17 protein-coding genes and 1 pseudogene are annotated in these 24,150 nt (G+C 65.0%); 12 read left to right on the top strand and 6 right to left on the bottom strand.

The window, feature by feature from the left end; all coding sequences use genetic code 11:
• Positions 1–38 precede the first annotated feature (38 nt).
• A complete protein-coding gene (locus AC3CF1_RS08735; protein ID WP_488450054.1) occupies positions 39–1,169 on the bottom strand; it encodes a cysteine desulfurase family protein in 1,131 nt (376 codons plus the stop codon).
• 810 nt (positions 1,170–1,979) lie between these two features.
• Between AC3CF1_RS08735 and AC3CF1_RS08730 the strand changes: the two genes are divergently transcribed.
• The 3 genes from AC3CF1_RS08730 to AC3CF1_RS08720 all read left to right on the top strand — a co-directional run bounded on the left by AC3CF1_RS08730 (position 1,980) and on the right by AC3CF1_RS08720 (position 6,711).
• A complete protein-coding gene (locus tag AC3CF1_RS08730; protein WP_488450053.1) occupies positions 1,980–4,310 on the top strand; it encodes a DUF262 domain-containing protein in 2,331 nt (776 codons plus the stop codon).
• 338 nt (positions 4,311–4,648) lie between these two features.
• Entirely contained in the window at positions 4,649–5,275 is a 627-nt protein-coding gene (locus AC3CF1_RS08725) for a hypothetical protein (RefSeq protein WP_488450052.1), read from the top strand.
• 14 nt (positions 5,276–5,289) lie between these two features.
• A complete protein-coding gene (locus AC3CF1_RS08720) occupies positions 5,290–6,711 on the top strand; it encodes a DGQHR domain-containing protein (protein WP_488450051.1) in 1,422 nt (473 codons plus the stop codon).
• Positions 6,712–9,258: 2,547 nt separating this feature from the next.
• On the opposite strand, the pseudogene AC3CF1_RS08715 reads toward AC3CF1_RS08720, so the two are convergent.
• Positions 9,259–9,645 (bottom strand): annotated as a pseudogene (locus AC3CF1_RS08715) (SsgA family sporulation/cell division regulator); the annotation flags it as partial.
• Positions 9,642–10,001 (bottom strand): PadR family transcriptional regulator, encoded by a 360-nt coding sequence (locus AC3CF1_RS08710; protein ID WP_371409344.1) that lies wholly within the window; start codon positions 9,999–10,001, stop codon positions 9,642–9,644. The pseudogene AC3CF1_RS08715 and the gene AC3CF1_RS08710, both read right to left, overlap by 4 nt.
• A 400-nt stretch (positions 10,002–10,401) precedes the next feature.
• Here AC3CF1_RS08710 and AC3CF1_RS08705 point away from each other — a divergent pair, with 400 nt between their 5' ends.
• From AC3CF1_RS08705 to AC3CF1_RS08665, 9 genes are all read left to right on the top strand, one after another.
• Complete coding sequence (locus AC3CF1_RS08705; RefSeq protein WP_371409343.1) at positions 10,402–10,704, top strand: hypothetical protein; 303 nt, start codon at positions 10,402–10,404, stop codon at positions 10,702–10,704.
• Entirely contained in the window at positions 10,701–14,381 is a 3,681-nt protein-coding gene (locus AC3CF1_RS08700) for an NB-ARC domain-containing protein (protein ID WP_488450050.1), read from the top strand. Before AC3CF1_RS08705 ends, AC3CF1_RS08700 begins: the two co-directional genes overlap by 4 nt.
• A gap of 1,006 nt (positions 14,382–15,387) precedes the next feature.
• On the top strand, positions 15,388–17,502 hold the full coding sequence (locus AC3CF1_RS08695) for a hypothetical protein (protein ID WP_488450049.1): 2,115 nt from the start codon (positions 15,388–15,390) through the stop codon (positions 17,500–17,502).
• Between the two features lie 35 nt (positions 17,503–17,537).
• Positions 17,538–18,302: an alpha/beta hydrolase family protein gene (locus tag AC3CF1_RS08690; protein ID WP_488450048.1), complete on the top strand. Its 765-nt coding sequence runs from the start codon at positions 17,538–17,540 to the stop codon at positions 18,300–18,302.
• Positions 18,281–19,996, top strand: coding sequence for a formylglycine-generating enzyme family protein (locus AC3CF1_RS08685; protein ID WP_488450047.1), 1,716 nt, complete (start codon positions 18,281–18,283; stop codon positions 19,994–19,996). The genes AC3CF1_RS08690 and AC3CF1_RS08685 overlap by 22 nt, the downstream gene beginning before the upstream one ends.
• Positions 19,894–21,264, top strand: coding sequence for an aspartate aminotransferase family protein (locus AC3CF1_RS08680; protein ID WP_488450046.1), 1,371 nt, complete (start codon positions 19,894–19,896; stop codon positions 21,262–21,264). The genes AC3CF1_RS08685 and AC3CF1_RS08680 overlap by 103 nt, the downstream gene beginning before the upstream one ends.
• Positions 21,261–21,701, top strand: coding sequence for a Gfo/Idh/MocA family protein (locus tag AC3CF1_RS08675; RefSeq protein WP_488450045.1), 441 nt, complete (start codon positions 21,261–21,263; stop codon positions 21,699–21,701). The genes AC3CF1_RS08680 and AC3CF1_RS08675 overlap by 4 nt, the downstream gene beginning before the upstream one ends.
• The gene (locus AC3CF1_RS08670) at positions 21,698–22,279 is read left to right on the top strand and encodes a Gfo/Idh/MocA family protein (RefSeq protein ID WP_488450044.1); all 582 of its coding nucleotides are present in this window, start codon (positions 21,698–21,700) and stop codon (positions 22,277–22,279) included. The genes AC3CF1_RS08675 and AC3CF1_RS08670 overlap by 4 nt, the downstream gene beginning before the upstream one ends.
• 246 nt (positions 22,280–22,525) lie before the next feature.
• On the top strand, positions 22,526–23,203 hold the full coding sequence (locus tag AC3CF1_RS08665) for an HNH endonuclease family protein (protein WP_488450043.1): 678 nt from the start codon (positions 22,526–22,528) through the stop codon (positions 23,201–23,203).
• Between the two features lie 53 nt (positions 23,204–23,256).
• Here the strand turns inward: AC3CF1_RS08665 and AC3CF1_RS08660 are convergent, their stop codons facing one another.
• The 3 genes from AC3CF1_RS08660 to AC3CF1_RS08650 all read right to left on the bottom strand — a co-directional run bounded on the left by AC3CF1_RS08660 (position 23,257) and on the right by AC3CF1_RS08650 (position 24,029).
• Positions 23,257–23,508, bottom strand: a complete 252-nt coding sequence (locus tag AC3CF1_RS08660) for a hypothetical protein (RefSeq protein WP_210923877.1) — start codon at positions 23,506–23,508, stop codon at positions 23,257–23,259.
• Between the two features lie 129 nt (positions 23,509–23,637).
• A complete protein-coding gene (locus AC3CF1_RS08655; RefSeq protein WP_488450042.1) occupies positions 23,638–23,871 on the bottom strand; it encodes a hypothetical protein in 234 nt (77 codons plus the stop codon).
• A complete protein-coding gene (locus AC3CF1_RS08650) occupies positions 23,871–24,029 on the bottom strand; it encodes a hypothetical protein (protein ID WP_158240957.1) in 159 nt (52 codons plus the stop codon). Before AC3CF1_RS08650 ends, AC3CF1_RS08655 begins: the two co-directional genes overlap by 1 nt.
• Positions 24,030–24,150: the final 121 nt, after the last annotated feature.

The raw sequence follows: 24,150 nt of genomic DNA, 5'->3' as shown, positions 1-24,150 counted from the left end.
CACGGTTCTTGGGTTAGCGGCGTGCTAGGAGGCCAGTGTCAGGGCACGTACATCGCTGCCCGGACGCGTCGTACCGCTGACGTCAGTTCCGCGATGGCGAAGTTGATTTCGGTATCAGTGGTGGCATGACCCAGGGACAGCCGGATAGTGCAGTCCGCCTCGTCATCCGTGTGGCCCATGGCGAGCAGCACATGACTGCGTGTCAGTGCTCCTGAGGAGCAGGCGCTGCCATCGGAAGCCGCGACGTGAGGCATGGCAGACAAGACCGCGTCGGCCGGGGCGCCAGTGACGGTGAGGCTAGTGACGCCGGGGAGGCGAGGCGCAGACGCCCCGTTAACTCGCGCGCCGGGTACGGCGGCAAGCACGCCGGCTTCTAGGCGATCACGTAAGCGGCTGACTCGACGCTTTTCGTCCGCCAGATGTTGTTGAGCTGCTGCTGCTGCAGCTCCCGCACCAGCGATGCCCGCCACGTTGAGCGTTCCAGCACGCCACCCCCACTCCTGGCCTCCGCCCTGCAGCAGCGGGCGGTGTGCAACGGGGAGTCCTCGTCGCATGAACAGTGCACCGACCCCCTGCGGGCCTCCGAATTTGTGCGCCGACAGAGAGAGTAGGTCGATCGGAGCAGCAGATAGTTGGAGGGGAAGTCGGCCTACGAGCTGGGTGGCGTCCGTATGCAACAGTGCGCCGGTGCCATGAACCATCGTGCCGATAGCGTTCAAGTCATTGATGACCCCAGTCTCGTTGTTAGCCGCCATGACCGAGACCAACGCGGGCGGGCCGTTTTTCAACGCTGCCTGCAGGTCGTGAAGCTGTACCCGGCCATCGCCGTCTACGCCGAGGATCACAAGATGGCAGGAGCCGTCGTCGGCCAGCGCTCGCGCGGTCGTGAGGACTGCCGGATGCTCCACGGCACTAACGATCAGCAGACCATGAGACGGCGTAGCCGTTTGGAGAGCGAGGTTGTTCGCCTCCGTCGCGCCAGAGGTGAAGATGAGTTCTTGTGGTGTGCAGCCAAGAAGATCAGCAAGCTGTGCACGGGCTCTCTTGACCACGTCAGAGGCTTGGCGGCCGAGCAAATGACTGCTCGAGGCGTTACCGGGTGACCGCATCGCCTCGAGCACGGCCTCCGCTGCCTCCGGCCGGATAGGAGCGGAGGCGTTGTAGTCCATGTAGGCGACCGCTGGCTCGGCCTTACCACCGCTGCCTGCTAGCCGACCTTCACTCGCCACGCGGAAACCCTACTCCCGCCGCGGCTGGTGGTCGAGTAGGCCACGGGCCGTGCTGCACCCAGGAACGGTCGCCCCGACCCAGACAGGAGATGAGATCTGCGCATAGACGTTAGATCAGCCGTTTTGTCTTGCAGGTTGGCTTGAATGCGTGTCAAGACGTCGCAACAACGGACGGTACGGATTGTCAAGCACTGGCCCGGTCAGCACCTCGGCACGCATCACTGTCGACATCGTGATAGGGCACGCCTCTACTGAGGTCGCTGCATCCGTGACCTGTGCTCCGCTCCTGTGGCTGTCCTGCGCCCACTAGAGACGCTCAAGAACCACCTGGCCAGTAGCGTGCCGCGATTCGCAGGAAGCGGTCCGACGGCAGAGGTTCGTTACCGACAGTAACGTACAGTGCCGGCGCGAGGGTGTTCGCCTGCTGCTCTGCGTGTGGCAGGCAAGACATGAAGAGCTCCGCTTCGTACAATCACGCCACGGAATCGGGCACATGCTCCCTCGCATGTGGTCGGACCGGCTGACCACGCTCAGCGCGGGCCCGAGATAGGAGCCATGCGAATGTTTCGGACGCGAAGCCGCGACCGCCAAACCCGCATCCGTAAGCCTCGCTGTTGCTCGACAGTCGACTGTCTTATGTACGACACCGATACATCTTGACTGTCCCTTTTTCCCTATGTGGAGAGCGCAACAGCCACTCCCTGCAGCAAGCCCTTCGCCCCCTTGACGCTCTGACCCGGAGGATCCAGGATGCCCACCGAAGCCAAAGAAATCTTCGAGGCTACCTCCCGTAGCTTCAGGGAGCTGATGAGCGAGAACGGCTTGGGTTTCTACGTGCCCGCCTATCAGCGGCCCTACGGCTGGGATGGCGGTAAGGTCTCCCGACTGATCGACGACACCCTGCATGGGCTCGCCTATCTGGCGCAAAGTGACGATAGCTTTACATTTCTTGGCACTATCATCACAATCCACGACATCAACCACACGACAATTCACCCGAAAGTGAAGGACGAGGTACCGGGCAAGGTCCTCACAGTAATCGATGGGCAGCAGCGCCTGTGCAGCCTCCTCCTCATGGCGGTATGCCTTCATAGTCAAATGCGTGTCCGTCACTGGAGGATGTTTAAGGGCGCCCGCAAGGCGGAGGAGCCCGCTCTTGAGTGGCTGAGCGGTCAGTCGCTCCATGTATTGAAGAACCTAGCCACTACGATCTACGAAGTGCAGGCTTATGGAGATTCGCCCATCTATCCTCGCATGATTAGGGCGTTCAAGGACCAATGGTCTAGAAAGAAGCAGCATGCCCAATACGACTCGCCGATAGCCAACCTTCTTGCGACGTACTCGTCTGTCGCTGAATCGGATCCGCCTTCCGAGTTCCGCCCGAAACCGCGAGTCGACGGAGGGGAGGGCGAGGATGACCTCGTTAAGCGGTATCACGAGATTCGAACTGCGCTAAATATCCTTGCAAGAGGCAGTTCGGATGAGGGGCGCGACGAGATACCGAACCTCACTGACCTGGCTCACAATAAATCTTTCCAGCGTGCGCTACTCAATCACGAGTTTCCGGACGAGGTCGTCGAGCAGCTCAAGGATTGCCCGGCTCAATATGCCGAACTAATTAGGCTGCTCTTTGTTGGTGCTTATGTACTGAACCGAATTGCCGTCACGGTTGTCAAAGGCAAAAACGAAGACTACGCCTTTACTATTTTCGAATCGCTAAACACGACCGGTGAACCTCTGACCGCGTTCGAGACCTTTAAGCCGCGAGTGGTAAGTGCCGAAGGGCTTTCCAGCTATGAAAGCTCCCTATGTCGGAAATTGATCGACGATGTCGGCGATCACTTGTCCAAGTACCGCGTAGGGAGCAGCCTGCAGACCGCCACCCAAGACCTGCTCACGTCGTTTGCGATTGCGGAGACGGGGTATAAGCTCTCTAAAAGGCTCGCTGATCAGCGGACGTATCTCAAAGATGAATTCGAGCGTCACAGCAACTCGCGTGGCTCCCGAGAGGCATTCGTGCGGCATCTACGTGACACCGCCCGATTCATTCAACATGCCTGGGAGCCGGGGCGTGACGGGACGCCGGCGCTCCATGGATTACCGCCTGAAGCTACCACCGACGTCGTCCGGCTTTGTATATCGTTTCTCAAGTCACTCAACCACAGCATCGTAATTGGCCCATTGGTCAGGTTCTACTCAACAGCGCTCCAAGCTCCGGCGGACGAGCATCTCCGAGACGTCGAGGGCGCGGTGAAAGCGATGACTGCGTTCTCCGTCCTGTGGCGCACCTCGCGGCGAAATACCGGCAACATCGATCGCGAATATCGAGAAATTATGACCGGTGTCGAGTCTGCTCACATCGGTCCACTAGCTCGCCTGCGGCGTCGGAGTCATGAAGACGGCCCCGCGCCGCAGGTCGACCTACAAGGGCTTAAGCAAGAACTTGTTACTCGCTTGGCCGATGCTAACCGTGGGGACGTCGCCGATAAGGACAGCTGGCTCCAGCTGTCGTGGCCCCTACCGATTTATCAGACGAACAAAGCGTTGGCTCGCTTCGTTCTTCTTAGCGCCTATCACGACACAGTTGAAGATCTGTCCGAGCCCGGCCTGGTCCGGTCAGGAAAGAATCAGGCGCAACCCTGCTTGACCTTCGAAGGCTGGCGTGACGAGGTCCACCTGAGTCTGGAACACATTGTGCCGCAGGAGGCAACCACCAACTGGCCGGAGAGCCTGTACAAAGATAAAGATGTAATTCACAGGCTAGGAAATCTTGTGTTGGTTCCGTCGGCGGTCAACAGTTCGCTGGGAACCCGACCATGGCATGAGAAGCGGATACTGTACTCCGCTCTAGGCGCCCGGTCCAAGGAGGAGGCCCGAAGTATTCTCGAAGCCGCTTCCCTCGACAGCATAAAGTTTGCGCAGTCGACCGAATCATTGATCGAAATGTCGAGCTACATGCCCCATCTGAGGTCGGTAGGTTCGCGTGTCCACCAATGGAACCCCGACTACATCGAAGCCCGTTCCCATCGGCTCCTGGAGCTAGCGTGGGATCGGCTCGCTCCGTGGTTGGGGATGAACTGATGGTTGCGATCCTTGAGTTGACGCTGCCGGCCTGCCAGCGCGGCTCCGAACAGGTCGTGCGCCCCTGCTACGGAAGGGCCGCTCGCGTCCTCCCGGGCCACCTCTGCCACTTCAGGGGCTCGATCGCCGCACGAGCCCTCCTCGAAAGCTCGGCTAACGTCCCAACTGCACATCACCGCAATATAGCGTGGAACATCTAAATCGGACAAAATTAGCGTAAAAACCCGGCCCGATATTTGAGGGCTGAAAGCGTCGGCTGCCTGCTCTAGGCTGCCTCCATCAGCATCAGCCCGCATCGTTCACTGCGGGTTGAGGACCTGTCGCCAAGCAGTGGGGTGATGTTGATCAACAGGCGAACCGGATTGCGGATGGCAGATGAGCGCTTCGACCGCCTCGTCGCCCGGTATCGGGACGACCCCAGCCCAGCACTTCACGTTGAGTGGGGCCTGCTCCGCCTCCTTGACGAACGCTATTGTCAAACCCTCGAGGATGACCTTGCCGGGTCGGCGGATCGCTGGGAAGTAATGCGGGCGGTGCCCGAACTTTACCAAAGTATCCCTGACATGCCCGGACTCTATATGTTCGTTTGGCGTCCGCCGTTTCAATTTCATGTTGCAACTGAACTATCTCAGCCGGGAACAGTCTCCCAAATCCTTTACATCGGCCAGGCGGGCGGCGGCGCCAGCAGCGGAAACACCTTGCGTGGACGCTACCGAGAGTATCAGCAGTACTTGGCATCAGAGCCTGCGAAGGTATGGGCCGAGCCTGCCGGCAACACGCGGAAAGAGGTGTTGGCGCGTTATTTGGCGCTCCGGCCACTAGAGTACTGGTGGACCACCGTCAGGAACCGGGCTGAAATCGCTGGCCTGGAAGACAGGCTTATCAAGCTACTGAACCCGCCCGGCAACTTGAACCGCGGACCGATACTGCGGCCTCGGACACCACAACCGGCGCTTCGACAGTGAAATCGTAAGGGGAAATGAATATGCCGTCCAAGACTTTCGTGCCCGCGTTCAAGGCCCACGTAGGAAATTGGGAATACTACCTGTGTCTAATGAGCTATGCGCAGGTGGCCCGGGAGATCAATTTTGCTTACGAGCTTGGCGGCAATAAAGATCTAGCGACCATGATCCAGCGTGGGGTGGGTGACCGTACAGAAGCGATCACTCAGTACCTAGTCACCAACGAGCATCGGTTCCTCGGCTCCCTGATTGTCGCCGCCTGGGGAGGGCACCCAGAATACATTGCGCTAACTATGGATGATAATGCAGAGCAAAACATGCTTGCCGGAGTTGATCGGGAGTTCGGCGTTCTGACCTTCGACGGCACTCATCAGTTTTTTGCGCTTGATGGGCAACACCGACTCAAGGCGATCAAAGACGCGGTGAAGCGCGATCCCGAGCTTGGTAGCGAGGACATCGGTGTAATCGTTGTCCCTCACTTCAACTCGGAAGAGGGCCGTCGGCGGACGCGCCGCTTGTTCACGAACATCAACCGGAACGCGGTCAAGACCAGCGCGCAGGAGAACATTGCTCTCGACGAGGACGATAGCTTTGCCATTCTTACCCGCCGATTCCTAGATGATCATGCGTTCCTCTCGCAGCACAATGTAGTCCAGGTTTTCAGCAAGCAGGGCAACGATGGTGAGGTGAAGCTGGCGAACCGAAACGTCAATGTCAGCCAGTCCGCGTGGACGACGATCGGCATCCTTTACGATCTACTTAAGGAACTAGGGTTCGACCTCGACGGCAGCATCCAGAAGCTATCGAAGCGCGCGACCGATGAGGTTTTGGATGAAAGCTATGAGATTCTCGTTGAACGTTTGAATCACCTCTTCGTGGCCTGCGGCGACCTTCGTACCAGGTACGAGAAGACAGGTTCTCCACGGGAACTTCGGGCACCCAAGGGTCACGAGGGAGACGGACACCCCTTCATGCGACCTGTTGTGCAGCTAGCCGTGGCACGCGCCCTTCGTCACGTGGTTGGTCAAGGGCTGCTCGACTGGGAATCGGCCATCAATCGCCTCTCATCTCTTGATTGGCGACTCGTTGCCACACCTTTCGCCACCGTGTGGCAAGCCGGGGAGCCAGGCAGGAAGGGTAAAATGATTACGGGACGAGAGCACGTTAGTCTCCTTCAAGATCTCCTCACTGTCCATATTGCTCCGGCGAACAAGGCGCAGATCGAGCGCGCATTGAAGAGCTACAAGACTCTCCGGGGTATTCGGTACCCCATCTCCGTGGAGGAGCTCGCGAAGGGCATCGTTACGATCACGGCCCCGGTCTTCATCCCTAAGCCGGCTCCCGATCCTGCCCCCCTGGCCGCAGATGATGTCGAAGTTGACGTCGAAGAGGACGACGATGAGCAGGAACCCGCTATCAGCAGCTCGGCGCAAGCCTGACTCCGCGACTGGACTGATCACTGCGTGATCACCCTGCGTCCGTTCACCATTGATGACCTCGATGCCCAGAGGTAGTCATCTACCGCTTATGGTTTGGCGCCGGCCATGTGAACCGGCGCCAAGCCATCGAATGCCGCGACAGAGGGGGACTCGCATCTGCGTCAATCGGGTGTGGCGCTGTTGGCGGCTCGGGTTCCCGATGAGACGGCAGAGCATGCCGCCGAGGGCGGCCCAGCGGATCATGATCTCCGACGCGCCGTAGCGGATTTCGTAGTCTCGGGCCAAGCAGCGTGAGCAGTTGTGGGGCCGGCAACGGACTCTGTTGTAGAGTGCTGCCCTCTTTCGGTCGTAAAATTTATGTCACCTTGCCCACTGGCGTGGCGCCACCAGCAAAGTGCTCGGTGCGCCCGATGCAGGTTTAGGGGTACGGCGTCAACGACTGGGCGGCGTGGGGCATGAGCTTTCAACGCGATGGACCCCATCTGACGCATCCGCCAGGGCTGCGTGTTGCCAACCGGCGTGTACCCGTCGGCATGGCTACGGAACCAGCACACCCGAAGCCTCAGTCGTCTACCTCAACGGACCCGCCGTCAACGCCGCCCTCGCTTTGAACTCATCGCCTGGCTCACCGGCGCACGCTAACCCGCCTCCTGGCTCGACATGGACCTACTAGGTAACACGGAACAATCCGGCATGCAGATCGGGACTCGACAAACCGGCAAACGCGACCCGGATGCATCGACTGCGGGCGCTAATTGATCCCTTGCCAGGGACGTTCCAGGTGCGGTCGCGGAAAGGATGTTTGAGTTCGCCAGGATGGCTAGGATGGCGAAGCCAGGAGAGTCGACGCCGTGGGAGGCGTCGAACCGGTCGACGGCTTGAAGGCCGAGTGCCGCTCAGGTCCGCCGGTGGGCTCACCGCGGCCGTTCTGACGGGCGGCGATCTGGTTGGCCAGCGGCTGCTGCCCTCAATCACCCGCTCCCGCAGCCGGGGCCGGTCGGGGTCGTCGGCTCCACGGCGATGGTTGCAGAAGGCCTGCTCGCAAAGTTGGCGTGATCAGCCCGCCTTCCGCCGGCCATGCGGCGGTGCTGTTGCAATGACGCAAGGCGCCTGGCGTGCGCGTTGGTCAGGGCATGTCAATCGAGATAGATGAGCAGGGGAGTCTCTCGGGGAGGGAACACCATAGTGACCCTTATGGAAGCTACGGGGCGGGCTGGTTCGCCTCACCCTGCTCGCCGCCGAAGTAGGTGGTCCAGGCGCGCGGCGAATCGGCACCACGGCAAGCGGCCCGCTAGGCCGTTGCCAGATCGGCGTTCAGTTGGTGGGGGACAGCCGGCCTGTCCGTGCGCGAAGCTGCTGCGCCACTTCGTCACATGCCTTAGTTGGATGCCTAGGTGCGCTGTCCGGGAATGCTGGTCAACCTGGTGATGCGCACGGGCGGTGGCGGCCCCAGGTTTGTCGCCGAACCGGCACCGATCGAACCAGTGCGCCGCAAGAAGGTCGAGAACGCCGAGCCGGGGATGCTCATGGAGCACTTCCACAAGGACGGCTGGACCGTTCAGGACGTGCGCCTCGGCAACCTCTATGACGCCACTGCCACCAAGAACGGGCGGACGCTGGCTGGAGTCCAACGGTACGGAGACGGCCGGTGCTGCGGTCATCGTTACCAGAACGAGGTCGAGTGGGCCCACCCCGGCGACTGCGTCATCGGCACCTTCTCCGATGTCACCTTCCCCCCCCGATCGGCGAGGTCGACACGTCGAGCGGAATCTTCAGGCCGTTCACTTTGGACCCGTACACGGTGCGCTGGCACCGCGCGCCTGCGACTTCACGCCGGCTACGGGCGGCCGACTCGACTTAGCGGACACGCCACGGTTGGGTGTCCTGGCGTTCGGACACGACTCGCGAGAGCAATCGGTAATCGACGCGAGGAGCCTGCTCACCGAGTATTCGTGAAGTAGCGGGTGTGCTTAGAGCCTAATTCGCCCACCTGAGGCCAGCGGGATTGTCCGGATCGGGCCGCATCGGGGAGCCGGCTCATCCGGAACGTCACTCGTGCGTCTGCTCATCGCCGGGCAGTACGGCGCGGCGACGCCGGAGAATCGCCCCCGCGCCCCAGACCAGCCCACCGATCGCAGCAAGGTTCTCGCCGTTCTCCCATACCCGCGTCAGGCCACCTTGGACCCACAACTGGCCAGCGGCGAGAAGCGTCACGATAGCGGCGACGAGTAAAATCCGACTCTCGAAAGCTACAAGCTGATCCAGAGCCCGAGTGAGTAATCGGCCAAGATCGCGGAGCCGGAATCGCACGGACGCCAGCAAGAAGCCCGCCGCCAGGTGGACCTGCCGCCGTGGGGTAAGCCCGAGCTCGAGTTCGGGATCGCCTTGCAGGTCGGCCAGCCAGGTCTCCAAATCCGCGCGTCGGGATCCGCCCAGCAGGCTCGCGGCACGGGTCAGCATGTAGGCGAGCGGGCTGACCGCTGCGATGTACGCGGGTCTAGTCATATCACCGAAATCCGTAGCCCCTGTAATGTGACCGAAGTACCGGTAGTTGTCCTCGTACCGTCGAGGGAAAAGCCGGTAGGTGCGCCGCAGGAACCGCACCAGCACCGCGCGGGGTACCTCAAACAGGGCGTTGCCATCCGGTGAGGAGAAGGCCAGCGCGACGTAGTCGCCGCGCGGGGTGGCCCACGGCCAGACGCAAACGTCTCCTTCCCCGCTCGGGTGGTCCAGTCCGTCCACGAGCAGGTCGCGCGCGAACCACCACGTCACCGGCTCACCGCCAGGATCAGACGGATTGAAAATGATCTCCAGGGCGATCGGGTCGTCGAGCCGGTAGATGAGGGTGGCGGCCACCGGCAGCGCAGTCGCGTCCGGCGCTATCAGGCGTAGGGAGGCGCTAACTTCAACGGTGTTCTGCGGGGCCGCTGTCATTGGGCCTTCCCATCGGCGACCTGGGACAGGAAGTGCTCGGCCCGTTCGGCCACGGAGGCTGGCCGGGTCCGCCGGGCTCTACGTTCGGCGACCGCTTGCACCATGCTGCGCATACCAAGATCGGTGAAGCGGTAGTAGCGGCGGCGTGGCCGCCCCGACGGCTGATCCGTCTCCTGCCACGATTCGATCCACCCCAACTCGCTGAGCCGTTCGAGGATCGGATAGACCGTGCCGGACCCCAGGTCGGCGAGTTCGCAGATGCGTAGCCCCCACGGCGGATCATCCGGCGAGGCGTCCGCCAGTGTTTCCAGCACCGCGAGCGTCGGTTTGGTCAGGCGAAGGCGCGAGGAAGCCATGCCTCCACACTATCGGCGTATGTCGAGAACGACAATCAATGGAACGCGCTTCGTTGCTCTGGTGACCACGCAGCAGAGGGTGGCGTGGGGTCTGGCCAAGCCCTCGATCATCGACGCTCACTGCCTGCGCCTCGCCGCGAGGGTTTCATCAGGGTGCCCTGCTACGCCACCGCACCCCTGGCAATATGGTCGGCAATTTCGGTGCGTGTCCGGGGAGACTACGGTGTGTCAAGGATCTGCCGTGTGCGTTGGAGGTCAGGCTGTGATTGAGGGCTGGTTGCTGTCGGCGGCGACAGCGGGCGGGTCGGCACTGATCGGTGCTGTCGCCACAGATGTGTGGCAGTCAGCGCGAGCTGGGGTATGCCGCTTGTTCGGCCGAGCGGGACAGCGGCGGGGTGACGTGGCGCAGGGGTGGGCGGATCAGACCGCTGCGGAGATCACTGGCGCACCCACGGAGCAGCAGATCGAGGTTCGGCAGCGGCTGGCGCTGTTGTGGCAGCAGCGGTTGACGGATCTGGTGGAGGAGCAGCCGGAACTCGGCGATGAGCTGCGGATGTGGGCCACTGGCCTTCGGCAGCAGCTGCCAGAGGCACAAAGGGATTGGGTGAACACGTTCATCGCGAGCGGTAACGCGACGCAGTACAACGCGCCGGGGGGATCGATAGCCGTGACGATTCATCCGGGTGAGCGATTCGCGTCGTGAGCACGACTGTGGGGCGTGCCGGTGGCGATCGGTTCGAGGCACGCGAGCGCTCGACCATGTTCAATGCGCCGGACGGGACGATCAACGTCTACCAGGACGGCCACGGTCCCCGACCGATGCACCGGCTGTGGATGGCGCCGCCGCACGCGGCGGGCATGGTGGCGCGGCCAGAGCTGGCGGAACCGCTGTTGGAGCTGGTGACTGCGGAGGCCGGCGAGCAGGTAGCGGTGAGCGGTGTCCACGGCACCGGCGGATTCGGTAAGACCACCTTGGCTGCCTGGATATGTCATCAGCCCCAGGTGCGCGACAGATTCTCTGGTGGTCTCTTGTGGGTGACCGTCGGTGAGCACGCCGCCGGCGCGGAGCTGGCCGGGCGGATCAACAACCTGATCGAGCATCTCACCGGCGCCCGCAGCGGATTCACCGACCCGATTCAGGCGGGACATCGGCTGGGCGCGTTATTGGATAACCAGCCCGACCCGGTATTGCTGGTGGTCGACGATGTTTGGCGGGTAGACCAGTTGGACCCGTTCTGCCAGGGCGGGATACGGTGCCGGCGACTGGTCACGACCCGTCACCGCGGCCTGGTGCCGGCGAGATCCAGCGTGTGGGTCGACCAGATGTCCACAAGGCAGGCGGCGGCGCTGTTGACCCGCGACCTAGCCGATCCGCCGACCGACCTGGTCGCCCGGATCCTGTCGGCGACCGGACGCTGGCCGGTGCTGCTCAGCATCGCGAACCGGACCGTGGTCCGCCACGTCGAGAACTACGGTGCCACCGCGGCGTGGGCGTTGCGGGACATCGCGGACCGACTCGCCGAAGAAGGCCCCACCAGCTTCGACTTCGAAGACCCCGCCCGAAGTGGCCGTGCGATTGACGCCACCGTCCGCGCCGGCCTGGACCTCCTCGACCCGGCGATCAGCGACCGGTTCACCGAACTAGCGATCTTCGGCGAGGACGTTGACATACCGCTTTCAGTACTCACGCTTCTGTGGGCAAAGACCGGCGGTCTGACACCACGCGGCACCCGGCGAGTTTGCGCGATCCTGGCCGGGATGTCGCTGCTGCTGCAGTACCAATCCGAAGCAGGCACCATCCGGCTCCACGACATCATCCGCTCCTATCTAATCCGCAACGCCACCGACAACAGTCAACGCACCCGACTGCACGCTCTGCTCCTGGACGCTGCTGTCGCACTGACCATGCCGGCAGCCTCAGCGACGACATCCGCAGCCTCGCCGACTGTGGCCTGGTGGACGCTTCCCGCCGCCGAGGAGTACCTCGCAGCACACCTCGCCGAACACCTCCACGGTGCCGACCGACACGATGATCTCGCCGCTACTGTCACCGACCTGCGATGGATCACCACACGCCTACAACGCCACGGGCCCGCCGCCATCGAGGCAGACCTCGCCTACGTCACCACCGCCACCGCCACCACGCTGGCCAAGACCATCAGGCAGAACAGCCACCTGCTTACCCCTACCGACCCGCCCGACGCTCTCGGCGACGTGCTGGTCAGCCGCCTCGACAACGAACCTGACCTGGCACCGCTGGTGGCCGCTTATGCGCCTGCCCTTCCGCTGCCGCGACTAGCCAACCGGTGGCCACCCCCAGACGTTGCTCACCCCGCCCTCTTACGCACTCTCACCGGTCACACCGGCTCACTGTCAGTGCTGGTATCACCGCTGGACGGGGCCTGGGTGGCCAGCGGCGGTCACGATGGCACTGTCCGGGTCTGGGATCCGACCACCGGTGCCTTGCGCAGCGTCTTCACCGACCACAGCGGTCCGGTGTCGGCGCTGGTGTCGGCGCCGGACGGGGCCTGGGTGGCCAGCGGCGGTCACGATGGCACTGTCCGGGTCTGGGATCCGACCACCGGTGCCTTGCGCAGCGTCTTCACCGACCACAGCGGGCGGGTTGAGGCTTTGGTGGCAGCGCCAGATGGATCCTGGGTGGCCAGCGGCGGCCCCGATGGCTCGGTTAGGGTCTGGGACCTGACCACCGGTGCCCTCCGGCACACCCTCGTCGGCCATACCGGCTCGGTGATGGCACTCGCGACGGCGCCGGACGGGTCCTGGCTGGCTAGCGGCGGACCCGATGGCACGGTGCAGATCTGGGACCCGACGACCGGCACCCGTCGGCAATCTCTCACCGGCCACACCGGCTGGCTGCTGGCAATGGCGGTGGCACCGGACGGGACCTGGCTGGCCAGCGGCGGACTCGATGGCTCGATGCGCGTATGGGACCCCGCCGGCGGCACTCTCCGCCATATACTCGCCGCCCAGAACAGTCCGGTGTTGGCGTTGGCGGTTGCGCCAGACGGCTCATGGCTCGCCAGTGGCGGCCACGATGGCTCGCTGCGGGTCTGGGATCCCACCACCGGCACTCTGCGCCATGCTCTCGCCGGCCACAGCAGCTCAGTGCTGGTGTTGGCGGTGGCACCGGATGGCTCTTGGTTGGCCAGCGCGGGACGCGGTCACTCAGTGCGGATCTGGGACTCGGTCACCGGCGGCCTCCGGCAAGCCCTCACCGGCCACACCGGACGCGTATCGGCGCTGATGACGGCACCAGACGGAAGTTGGTTAGCCAGCGACGGTTTCGATGCAACGGTGCGAGTATGGAACCCGGCGATCACTGGCACCCTCGGACGATCCTCGAGCGGCCACACCAGGTCGGTGATGGCGTTGGTGTTGGCGCCGGACCGGTCCTGGCTGGCGAGCAGCTCGTACGACCGGACAGTGCGGATCTGGGACCCTGCCGTCGGCGCTGTCAGGCACACCCTTACCGACCACACCGGCTGGGTGGGGGCGTTGGTGGCAGCGCCGGACGGGTCCTGGCTGGCCAGCGGCGCTCACGACGGCACGGTGCGGATCTGGGATCCGGTCACAGGGATCCTCCAACGAACCCTCACGGACGGCCCCAGCCAGGTAGGGGCGTTGGTGACAGCGCCGGACGGGTCCTGGCTGGCCAGCGGCGCTGAGGACGGCACGGTGCGGATCTGGGACCCCATTACCGGCACCCTCCGCCACACCCTCGCCGGTCACACCAACGCCGTGTTGGCGCTGGTGACAGCACCGGACGGATCTTGGCTGGCCAGCGACGGATTTGACGACACGGTGCGGATCTGGGATCCCGTCACAGGGACCCTTCGCCGAACCCTCACGGACGGCCCCAGCCAGGTAGGGGCGTTGGTGGCAGCGCCGGACGGGTCGTGGCTGGCCAGCGGCGCTCACGACGGCACGGTGCGGATCTGGGACCCGACCACCGCCACCGTCCGCCACGTCCTCACCAACCACACCGACGGCGTCTCGGCCTTGGTGACGGCGCCGGACGGGTCCTGGCTGGCCAGCAGCTCATACGACAGGACGGTGCGGATCTGGGATCCGACCACCGGTACCCTCCGGCAGACCCTCACCGGTCACAGGTCCCCCGTGATGGCCCTGATGAAGGCACCGGACGGATCCTGGCTCGCCAGCGCCGGACGCGACGGAACGATCCGGATCTGCCAGACACGAGATGGGGGACATCTCGCGACAACCCGAATAGGCGGGACACCTCCAGTCTTCCCCCTAACGACAGACAGCCGTGCCGTCTACTGCGCCGGCGCGCACGCCGTTTACGGGTTTGACTTACTTCTCACTCAAGGACAAGGCCCTAATCAAGCCAGCGATTGAGAGGCCTGCAGGGGTGCGGGATCGCAGCCCAGGCCACTCTTCCCAGCCTTCCGGGTTTGGGCGACCCCGATCACAGGTGGGCGCTGGACCGCTTCCCGTCGATCTCGCCTCGGCGCCAGTAGGTAGGTAAGTTGCTGCAGAGCTGGCCGGCGAGAACCAGCGGCTGACCGGCCCACCCGGGTGGCGTCTTACCGCAGCACAAGGGCACGCTCTCCACCTCGGGCGCTTCGGCCCGCGCGACACCCGGGCCGTATCGCCGCTCGCAGGCACGGTCAGCCGTCACCTAGCGGCGGGCGTCGTTTGCGGTCTCGGCCAGCTCGATGGTCCCGACCGTTCGGTGGTGACCGTGGTGTGTGCGTCGGCGCGGGGATCCAGCTAACACGTTCGCAGTGCCGGAAGGGCAGCCACGTACCGTGCAGGATGCCTTCCAGCAGGTGGTCCAGGTGAGGGTGTGGACCACAGGGGAACATGGCAGTTGTTGCGGCCTTCTGCCGGCTATAGCTGCGTAGGTCGAGCGTTGGGTAAAGGTGTAGCCGGCCGCACGGCACGGCCTTACGGTGACCGGGCACCGGCTGGTGCTGGTCCAGAATTCCGCCCAGCCGCACTGTTGCGTCTCGAACGTGATGGCGCCCGCGCCGATTTACAGCGGGCCTCGGATACGTACACGCGGTGATCGTCAAAGGGCCGATATGGACAGGTCTGGCACCGAGTGCAGGAACGCGATGTTTGTCGGCGCCGCGGATGGTGGTCCACACCACTCGGTCCTCGGCCTTGCGGAGCTGTCGGCCGTCAAAAGCTCCCAGGTCAGGACAAGCCATGAGGTTGAATGGCCTATAGCGAGGGCAGAGTCGAGACGTGGATGGCGCCTCAATCACTCACGTTTCGCTGACCCAGTTGAGAGCGGCATTGCGTCCATCGTGGACCTCGGTAAGACTGGCAAGGGATGCCCGTCGTTTTGTGGCCGGTAGGTGACTGACCGTGATGGCGTGCGAGTGGGGTCTGTTCTGTGGGTGGCTTCACCTCCGGTGTGAACGAATGGCTCGGCCTGATCTCCGGGCTGCTGGCGGTGGTCGCCGCTGTCCTGGGGTTGCCGCCCCTGATCGGGCGTTTCCGCGAGGCTGGCAGTAGGCGGGCGGACAAACCACGGGTGCTGCTGCCGTCTCGTACCCAGCTCGTCGACCGCGGCAATGAGGTGGCTCAGGCTCTGCAGCATCTCGACCGCGGCGAGTACCTGATCTCCATCGAGGGCAGCATTGGCGTCGGCAAGAGCGCGCTGGCCACGGAGGTCGCGCATCGGCTCGCCGCGCGCCGGCCGGCAAAGAAGCCGGGCCGCGGGTTCACATCCCTGGTTTGGTTCGACGCTCACAACAGCATGCTCAGTCTCGCGGACCTCGCGCGCACGCTGGGGCTCGCCACCGGAAGTCCGGCGTTGTCAGCAGCTCCTGCCGAACACAAGGCCGAGGTGCTGCGCGCCCACCTGGCTGACCACCCGGCTGTTCTGGTTGTCGACAACTTGCGATTGACCGCCGTCGACGCGCAGCATCTCATCGACTTTCTCAAGACCCTGCCAAGCGGCTCGCTGGCAATCGTTAGTGCCAACACTCCTGGGCGGCTGCCGGCACCGCGGGTGCTGCTGCAGGAGTTGCAGTTGCGGTACATGCAGGAGCTGCTGCTTCGGGAGGCCCGGCGCCGCAGCGTGCCGGAGATCATCAGCGCTGACGCATCTACGTTCGAGCGCATCCATCGGTTGCTGGGCGGCAATCCGAGGGCGATTGAGCTGTTCGTGCTGGCCTGTTCACGAGACGGCCGGAGCCTTGCCGACCGGCTCGGTCAGCTTGAGGGCGGGTCAACGCGGTTGGCTGATGCGTTATTTAGTGTTGTGTGGCAAGACGTGAACGAGACGGGGCGCAGCCTGCTTCGTGTGTGTGCGTACCTGGGTGGCGGCGCCGACGTTGAGCAGTTGCGAGTGGCGCTGGCGGTCCCTGCGACCGAGGTAGACGCTCTCGTTGAGCGGCTGTGGTCCGATGGGCTGCTCTCGTCGCGCCAACAGCACGGCGTGACGGTGTACACGTGCTCGGCTGCGCTGCGACTGTTCGTGTTGAATCGAACAGCGCCGGGCGACACCGTGTTATTCGCGGGAAGGCTGGCGGAGCACTTCATCGCCCGCTTCAGCCAGGACTGGGAGGACGCGGCCGGCGCTGGCGCGCATATCGAGGCGATACGGCTGCTCATCCGCGACCTTCACCGACACGAGGCGTACGAGCAGTGCGTGCGCCTGTTCGATGTCACGCTCGACATCTTCTTCACCTTGGGGCTGTTCGACGATCGAATCGAACTCGGTTGGGTCGCGTACGAGGCAGCGACGGCGCTGGGCCACGACGAGCAGCGTTCGCTGGCCTTGTCGGTGATCTCGTCCACGCATGCCGTGCGCGGTGAGGCCGCGGAAGCCGCTCGGACGGCCCAGTTGGGGCTCGGTATCGCCCGGGACGCCGGCTCGGCACGGGAGATCGCGCGACAGCTGCGGTGCGTCGGCTTCGCGCTGTTCCGGGCCGGCCAAGCGGCCGAAGCTCTCGCAGTAGTCAAGAACCCTCAGGAGGATGCCGAGGAGATGGCCCGGGCGGCTGGCGACCCGAACAACATGATCGACATACAGTCGCTCGTCGGAGCCGCCTACTGGCATTTGGGCGAGCTGGATTCGTGTGAGCAGACGGTACGTCGGTTCCTCGACGCTTGTGAGCAGCTGCCCTGGGAGCGGGGCAAGGCGTACGCCATCAGGGATCTGGCGGAGGTGAGTCTCATGCGGCGGGCGTTCACGGACTCAGGTCTGCTGCTTCGTCAGGCGCGGCAGATCGCTGAGGAGTACCGCGACGTCCGCCAGCTTGTCCGTATTGACCTGACCGGTGCTCGGCTGAGCCTCTTTAGGGGTCGCCTGCTCAAAGCACGCGGGCAGGCGCGCAAGGCCGCTGCGGACGCACGGCAGCTGTCGCTCTCAGGTGAGCAGTCCGAAGCGGAGGCGACCTCGCGCTATGCGACCCGAGCGCTGTTCATGCCGTGGAGGTTCTTGGCCACATATGGGCGTCCGAGAATCAGGTTCACCAGCCAGACGGTCGGCGGCGATTGATCGCGCGCGCCGCAGAGATGAGGAGCAGGTTGTCGATGATCCAGCAGACACATCACAGAATCGGTGTGGGCAAAGACGAGCTCGCTGCCGTCGTCGCGACACCGACCACCGGCTCACCGCAGCGCATGGTCATGATGCTGCACGGCGGCCCGGGTGGGCAGAAGGACGGGCCGGCCGACCTTTACGTCGACCTTGCCGCGCATCTCGGCGCTGCCGGGATCGCTTCCGTGCGCTTCGACTTTCGTGGCTGCGGCGAAAGCACCGGCAGCTACCGAGATATGACCATCGCCCGGCAGGTCGAGGACCTGCGAGCGGTCCGCAGTTTCGTCGATGGCAGGTATCAGCCGACTGCCTGGGCGCTGGTAGGGGAGAGCTTCGGCGCCACCGTCGGCCTAGCTGGCTTCGACCCGGCATACCGGGCGGTCGTGCTGCTGTGGCCGGCTATCTGGCTGCTCGACGGCGCGTTCGAGTCCTACGTGAGCGAGGACAACCTCAGCGCGGCGCGGCGCGATGGTTATGTGGATCTCGACGGCGAGCAGATCGGCGTGGCGTTCCTCGACGAGCTGCAGGACGTGCAGGACGTCAGTGCTCCGCTGCGCGGCTTGCCCACGCCGGTGTTGTTCGTTCACGGAGAAGCCGACGGCGAGGTGCCATTCGGGCAGAGCGTACGCGCGGCCGACCTGGTCTCAGGACCGCACAAGGTAGTCGGGGTGCCCGACGGCGATCACTGCCTCGAAGAACCGCAGGAACGGGACATCGTGTACCGCGAGACGGTGACATGGCTCCGCGAGTACTTATAAGGATTGGCGCGCTATTTCTCGCGCCGACCGCCTACCGGCACCTGCCTACGATCGGCTGGGCGACGCACGGCGACATACACGCCGAGCTGCGCTGGCAGCTCGATCACCACTTCCACACCAAGACCGTCGTGATTGGCGACCGACGCCTCGGCAGCCCCGCCGCCGCCCGCCGCGCCATCGACGATGCCCTGAAGACGCTCGCCGGGCAGGATCTGCTCCTGGTCTGCCTGGCAGGCCACGCCGCCGAATTCACCCGCCGCGACGGCGACATCACCGCGTTGGCACTGCCCGGCTCTGTCCCTGGCCGGCCCACCAGCATGCTCCAGGTCGATGAGTTATCGGCAGGCGTCCGTCCAGGAGACGGCAAGCCGGTCATCGTCTGCGCCGACCTCATCTCACCTCGGGACACGACGGGCACCATCGCCTCCGCGTTCGCGGGCGCCTCCGTACTCGCATCGCAATCCGCCGCCGACGCAGAGCCGGACAACACCTGCCACGGGGCCCTCGCGGCGGTCCTCGGCGACCTCGCAGCCTCGGGAACCGATCAACTGGCACCACAACTACTGAGCGCCGCCCGGCAACGCCTCGTCACCGCAGGCGGGAGGCCACACCTCACCATCGGCGCAAGCGCGGCGGCGATCACGTCCAAGTACGTCACCGAGCAACTACCCGCTTACGTCCGCGAGGATCTCTCATCGCCGGACCCCGGCTCCCGCCTCGACGCGGTCACCGAACTCGCCGCGCTGGCCCCATCCACCCCGTTCGCGCGCGACAGCCTCATGAGGCTGGCGGCCAGCGACCGCGCCGAGGCCGTCCGCAGCTATGCGGACACGATGTCACGGCAGGACCGGCAGCCGTCACTGCGTCAGTTACTGGCTGACGGCCTCATCCCACGCGAGGCCCACGAGGCGGCGCTGAAGCAACCGGCGACGCCCGACCTGCTGCCGCACCCCGGCGGCGACGTGATCCTCGGCGTCGACGCACCGAACGGACAGGACGACTGCCGCCCCCGACACACAGTTCGGCTACAGCCGTACCGGCTGGCCCGCACCGTAGTGACCAACCGCCAATACCTTGCCTTCCTTTCAGCCGAGGGCGGCCCCTGCCCCGACCACTGGCAGGCCGACGACTCACTCTGGCTCGACGACCTTCCCGTGGTCATGGTGTCCTGGCTCGACGCCTCGCGCTACTGCGCATGGCTGACCCGCCACCTGCACCACACCAGGGCACTGGCTCACAACCAGCGCATCGTCCTGCCCAGCGAAGCGCAATGGGAAGCAGCCGCAGGCAACGGCCGTGGCCGGCCATACCCCTGGGGAGACGCACCCGACCCACGCCGGGCCAACATCCGCGCCACCGGCATCGGCGCGGTCGTCGCCCCTGGCCGCTTTTCCCCTGACGGCGACAACGACGCCGGCTGCCAGGATCTGATCGGCAACGTCTGGGAATGGACCCGCAGCCTCTGGGGGCGCAGCGGACACCAGCCAACATTCGGCTATCCCTATCGCCACGACGACGGACGCGACATGGCCAGCACCCGACCGGGAGCGCGATACGTCATCCGCGGCGGAGCCTTCTATTACGCCACCGAATGCGCGAACTCGTTCACCCGCAATCGCATGCTTGCCACCGATCGCCACCCAGCGGGTGGGTTCAGGGTGACGTCAACCAACGCTACGGAGACGACGTCGTGAGCAGCCAGACGCATTGGGATGAAGAGATGACCGTCCTCGGACCGGGCATCTCCGAGGCGGTCCAGTGGGCAGGTCTCGCCGTCACCGAAGCGGCAGGAATGCACCTCACAGACACCAGCGGGCGCAGGATCGCCGACCTCATGGGCGCCGCCGGCGTCAACCTCCTCGGCCACTCGCATCCGGCATACGTCGAGGCCCTGACCCGACAGATCAGCGAATGGATGATCGGAGCGCACGCCAGCGACGCCCGGCTGGAGATGACCCGCCTGCTCCGGCAACTGCTGCCGGCTCACCTTGACCGCATACAGCTCTACAGCAGCGGCAGCGAGGCCGTCGAATCGGCCATCCGGCTGGCAAAGTCCGCGACCGGCCGCTTCGAGATCCTCTCCTTCTGGCAAGCCTTCCACGGCCGCACACTGGGCAGCCTCGCCCACACCAGCGGGGCACGCACGGGCCTCGGACCCGCCGCACCCGGCAGCATCAGCGCCCCGTACGCGAACTGCTCACGCTGCCCCCTGCGCCTAACCTCTCCAGCCTGCGAGTTCGCCTGCGTCGACCTAGCCCGCGACATCCTGCGTGAGCAGTCCACCGGATCCCTCGCGGCGATCCTGGTCGAACCCGTCCAAGGCCGGGCAGGCAACGTGGCACCGCCGACGGGCTACCTCCGCGCCCTGCGCGGCCTCGCCGACGAACACGGCGCCCTACTCATCGCCGACGAGTCCATGACCGGCATGGGCCGCACCGGCACCATCCTCGCCAGCGACCAACCAGACGTACGCCCCGATATCGTCGTACTCGGCAAGGGCCTCGGCAACGGATACCCCGTCTCCGCCATCTGCGCCCCGACGGACCTCATGCAGCGGGGCCCCTTCGGAGCCCCCAGCGCCAGCTCCTCCAGCTACGGCGGCTTTCCGCTCGCATGCCGTGCCGTCGCCGTCGTGGCCCGGACCGTGCACAGCGAGCAGCTGGCAGACAGGGCGGGCGAGATAGGGGCTCGGCTGCTCACCCGGCTGCGCCAGGACCTCGCCGGCCTGGCGCTGGTCAGCAGCGTTCACGGTATCGGCATGGCGATCGGGATCAGCGTGAACGTCACTGGCAAGCATCAGCTACGCGAGCTGTTCCAGCAGCTCGTGGCCGCCGGAGTGCTGGTCATGACCGGCGGGCACACGCTGCGGCTCTACCCGCCCCTCACCACGGACGAAGCCGAACTCACCGCAGCCATCGACATCCTGGTCTCGGTACTCCGGCACTACCAGACCCCACAATGATCAACGTTGGCGTCATCGGATACGGGCGGGCAGGCGAAGCTCACGCCCGGTGCTACGACACCAAGCCGCAGGCCCAACTCGTAGCCATCGTCGACCCCACGCCATCACGGCGCGACGCCGCACGTGCCCGCTTCCCGCACGCCGCCGTAGCGGCCACTCTCGACGACCTCGACGTCAGTATCGACCTGGCGCTGATCTGCACGCCGCCAAACAGCCACGAGGCATACACCGAGCAGGCGCTCATGCGCGACGCGCACGTGTTCTGCGAAAAGCCCACATTCCTCGACCCCGGCAACGGAGCGAAGCTCATCGCGCTTGCCCGGCAACGCCGCAGGATCATCTACCCCGGCCACAACTACGTGCACTCGCCCCTGCTGCAGCGCCTCCGCGAACTCGGCGCCCCGGACGAATCGGAGCCCTGCAGCGCCTCACCATGACAGTCGAACGCCCCACGTCAGCAAGCGGATCCTCGGACTGGAACCCGTCGTGGCGCCGCGACCCCGCAGTCTCGGGGGGAGGCGTCCTTGTCGATCACGGCCCACACTGCATATACCTTGCCGAATGGCTGACCGGGATGCATGTCCACCTGGTCGGCTGCACGATGACATACAGCACCATGGGCGTAGAGGATCACGCCGAGTTGCGGCTCGACATGAGCGGCAAGATCAAAGCACACATCCTGCTTTCGTGGAGAGCGCCGCACCGGAGGACCACCTACAGCCTCACCGGCGCACGCGGCACGGTCACTCTGAACGACGACATCCTCGTCGAGGACAGCCCCGCCGGGCGACACACCTGGCGACAGGCCGAGACTCCAGGGAGTCGCCATGCCCACGATGACTGGCTACCCGCACTCGCCGACGAGGTACTCCGCCAGGTGATCGCCGCCGCTACGGGAGCAGAGCTCGCACGATCCGCACTCGTCGTCGCGCAGACGATCACAGCCGCTTATGCATCAGCCGCTCAGGGCGGCGTGCCGTACCGCCTGCCGGGCACGCTGAACGAGCTCCAATGATCCGGACGGGTGATGTCGCAGCGAAGACGGCGGCGGACTCACCTGCAAGACGCGGGCACCGAGCCGAAGGCCCAGCAGGGCCGGTTGCCGTGCCCGCCCCGCCGGACGTGCGTGAGACGCGCAGGCTGCCAAACGTCGGCTAGGCGTCGTGAACGGGTCTCTGGTACTTCACAACACCGCCGCACTACCGTCACCATCATCGATGAGCGTGACTGCCTGCCCGCCCAATCACGATGGAGGCCCCACATGCCGCGACTGACACTCGACACCCTGCCGCTCGCCCGCCGCCGTCCGCGCGCCGTAGCTATCGCGATCGCCGCCCTCGTAAGCGGCACTCTCGCGGTCACGAACGCCACTCCCGCGTCGGCGACGCCTCCCGGAATCCCGTCGAAGGCAACAGCGCAATCACAGCTCAACGCCCTGACCGTGGCGACGCAAGGCTCGACCAGCGGCTACTCCCGTGACCTGTTCCCGCACTGGATCACGATCAGCGGTAGCTGCAACACCCGCGAGCAGGTCCTCAAACGCGACGGCACATCCGTCGTCGTCAACAGCTCCTGCGCGGCCACCTCCGGTCGCTGGTACAGCCCGTTCGACGGGGCGACCTGGACGGCGGCCTCCGACGTCGACATCGACCACGTCGTCCCCCTCGCGGAGGCGTGGCGCTCCGGGGCCAACTCGTGGACGACCAGCCGCCGGCAGAGCTTCGCTAACGACCTCACCCGTCCTCAGCTGATCGCGGTGACGGACAACGTCAACCAGTCCAAGGGCGACCAGGACCCCTCCACTTGGCAGCCGCCGCTGTCGTCGTACCGGTGCACCTACAGCAAGATGTGGATCACTGTGAAGTACAACTGGAGCCTGAAACTGCAGTCGTCGGAGAAGTCCGCCCTGCAGAGCATGCTCAACACCTGTAGCTCCTGAGCGCGATCCGGCTGACGGTCTGGCGCCCCGAGGCGCGAACCGTCAGCCGGGTGCTAGGTCTGCTGTGGCGGCTGGCTGTCGCCGGACTGCTTGCGCCATTGGCCGCCCGCGTCGGCGGCGAGCAGACGCTTGACCATGGCGAGCGCCTCGTCTTCGGTGTCGAACTCCCACCGGAGCACTCGGCCGGTCTCGCTGTCGCCGGCTCGGGCGGTGACCTTCCATCGGACCTCGCGGACGAGCCACACATCTCGGCGGCCCAGGCGACCCCAGATCCCGTTCCACCAGCGCGCCGCCACATCCTCCACCAGCGAATCGTACAAGTGTTCGATCAGTGGATGATGTTGGGTAGCGATGCAGCCGCTCTCGGACGCTGTCGTCCCTGGTCGGAACACGGGCCGCTCCGGCGTTGGTCGGTTTGGCAGCCCATTCCGAGGTCACTGGTCCTGGGGGACAGGGCCGTCGTACCGGAAGGTTGGCGGGTCGACCTCGCCGGCGCAACGGAGGTAGCGGTGCTGCACCGGCGGGCCGGGATGATCGCGGGCACCGAGGTAGGCGCCGCTCTGCGCCAGGACGATGGCCTGCGGAAGGGACCCGTCGTCGTCAACCTCAATGTGGGTGAAGCGGCCGTCGGCGGGTCCGCCGAGCAGCCAAACCTCGACGGCGGGCATCAGCGACTCACTGTCAGTGCGGCGGCGGCTGTCAGCAGCCCGGCGACGGCGGCGATGAGGGCGGCCGTCGCGCCGATGAGGCCGCTGACCCCGGCGAGGTGCTCCAGCGGTGTCGGCCTGTCCGTGCGCCGTGATCGGCTGCGTGCACCCCGGGTCATGGCTGCGCTCCTTCGTCGTTGGATGGGACGTGGCGTCGTCCCTGCGCAGGTACTTCAGCAGGGGTAGTCCGGCCGATCAATGCCTGATGCGCAAAGTTGTGGACAACTCAGGTGCCTGTGG

Source organism: Micromonospora sp. MGP-C2 (assembly GCF_057766525.1).
Note: the sequence above shows the minus strand (reverse complement) of the source record. Positions and strands in the feature narration are given on the sequence as shown.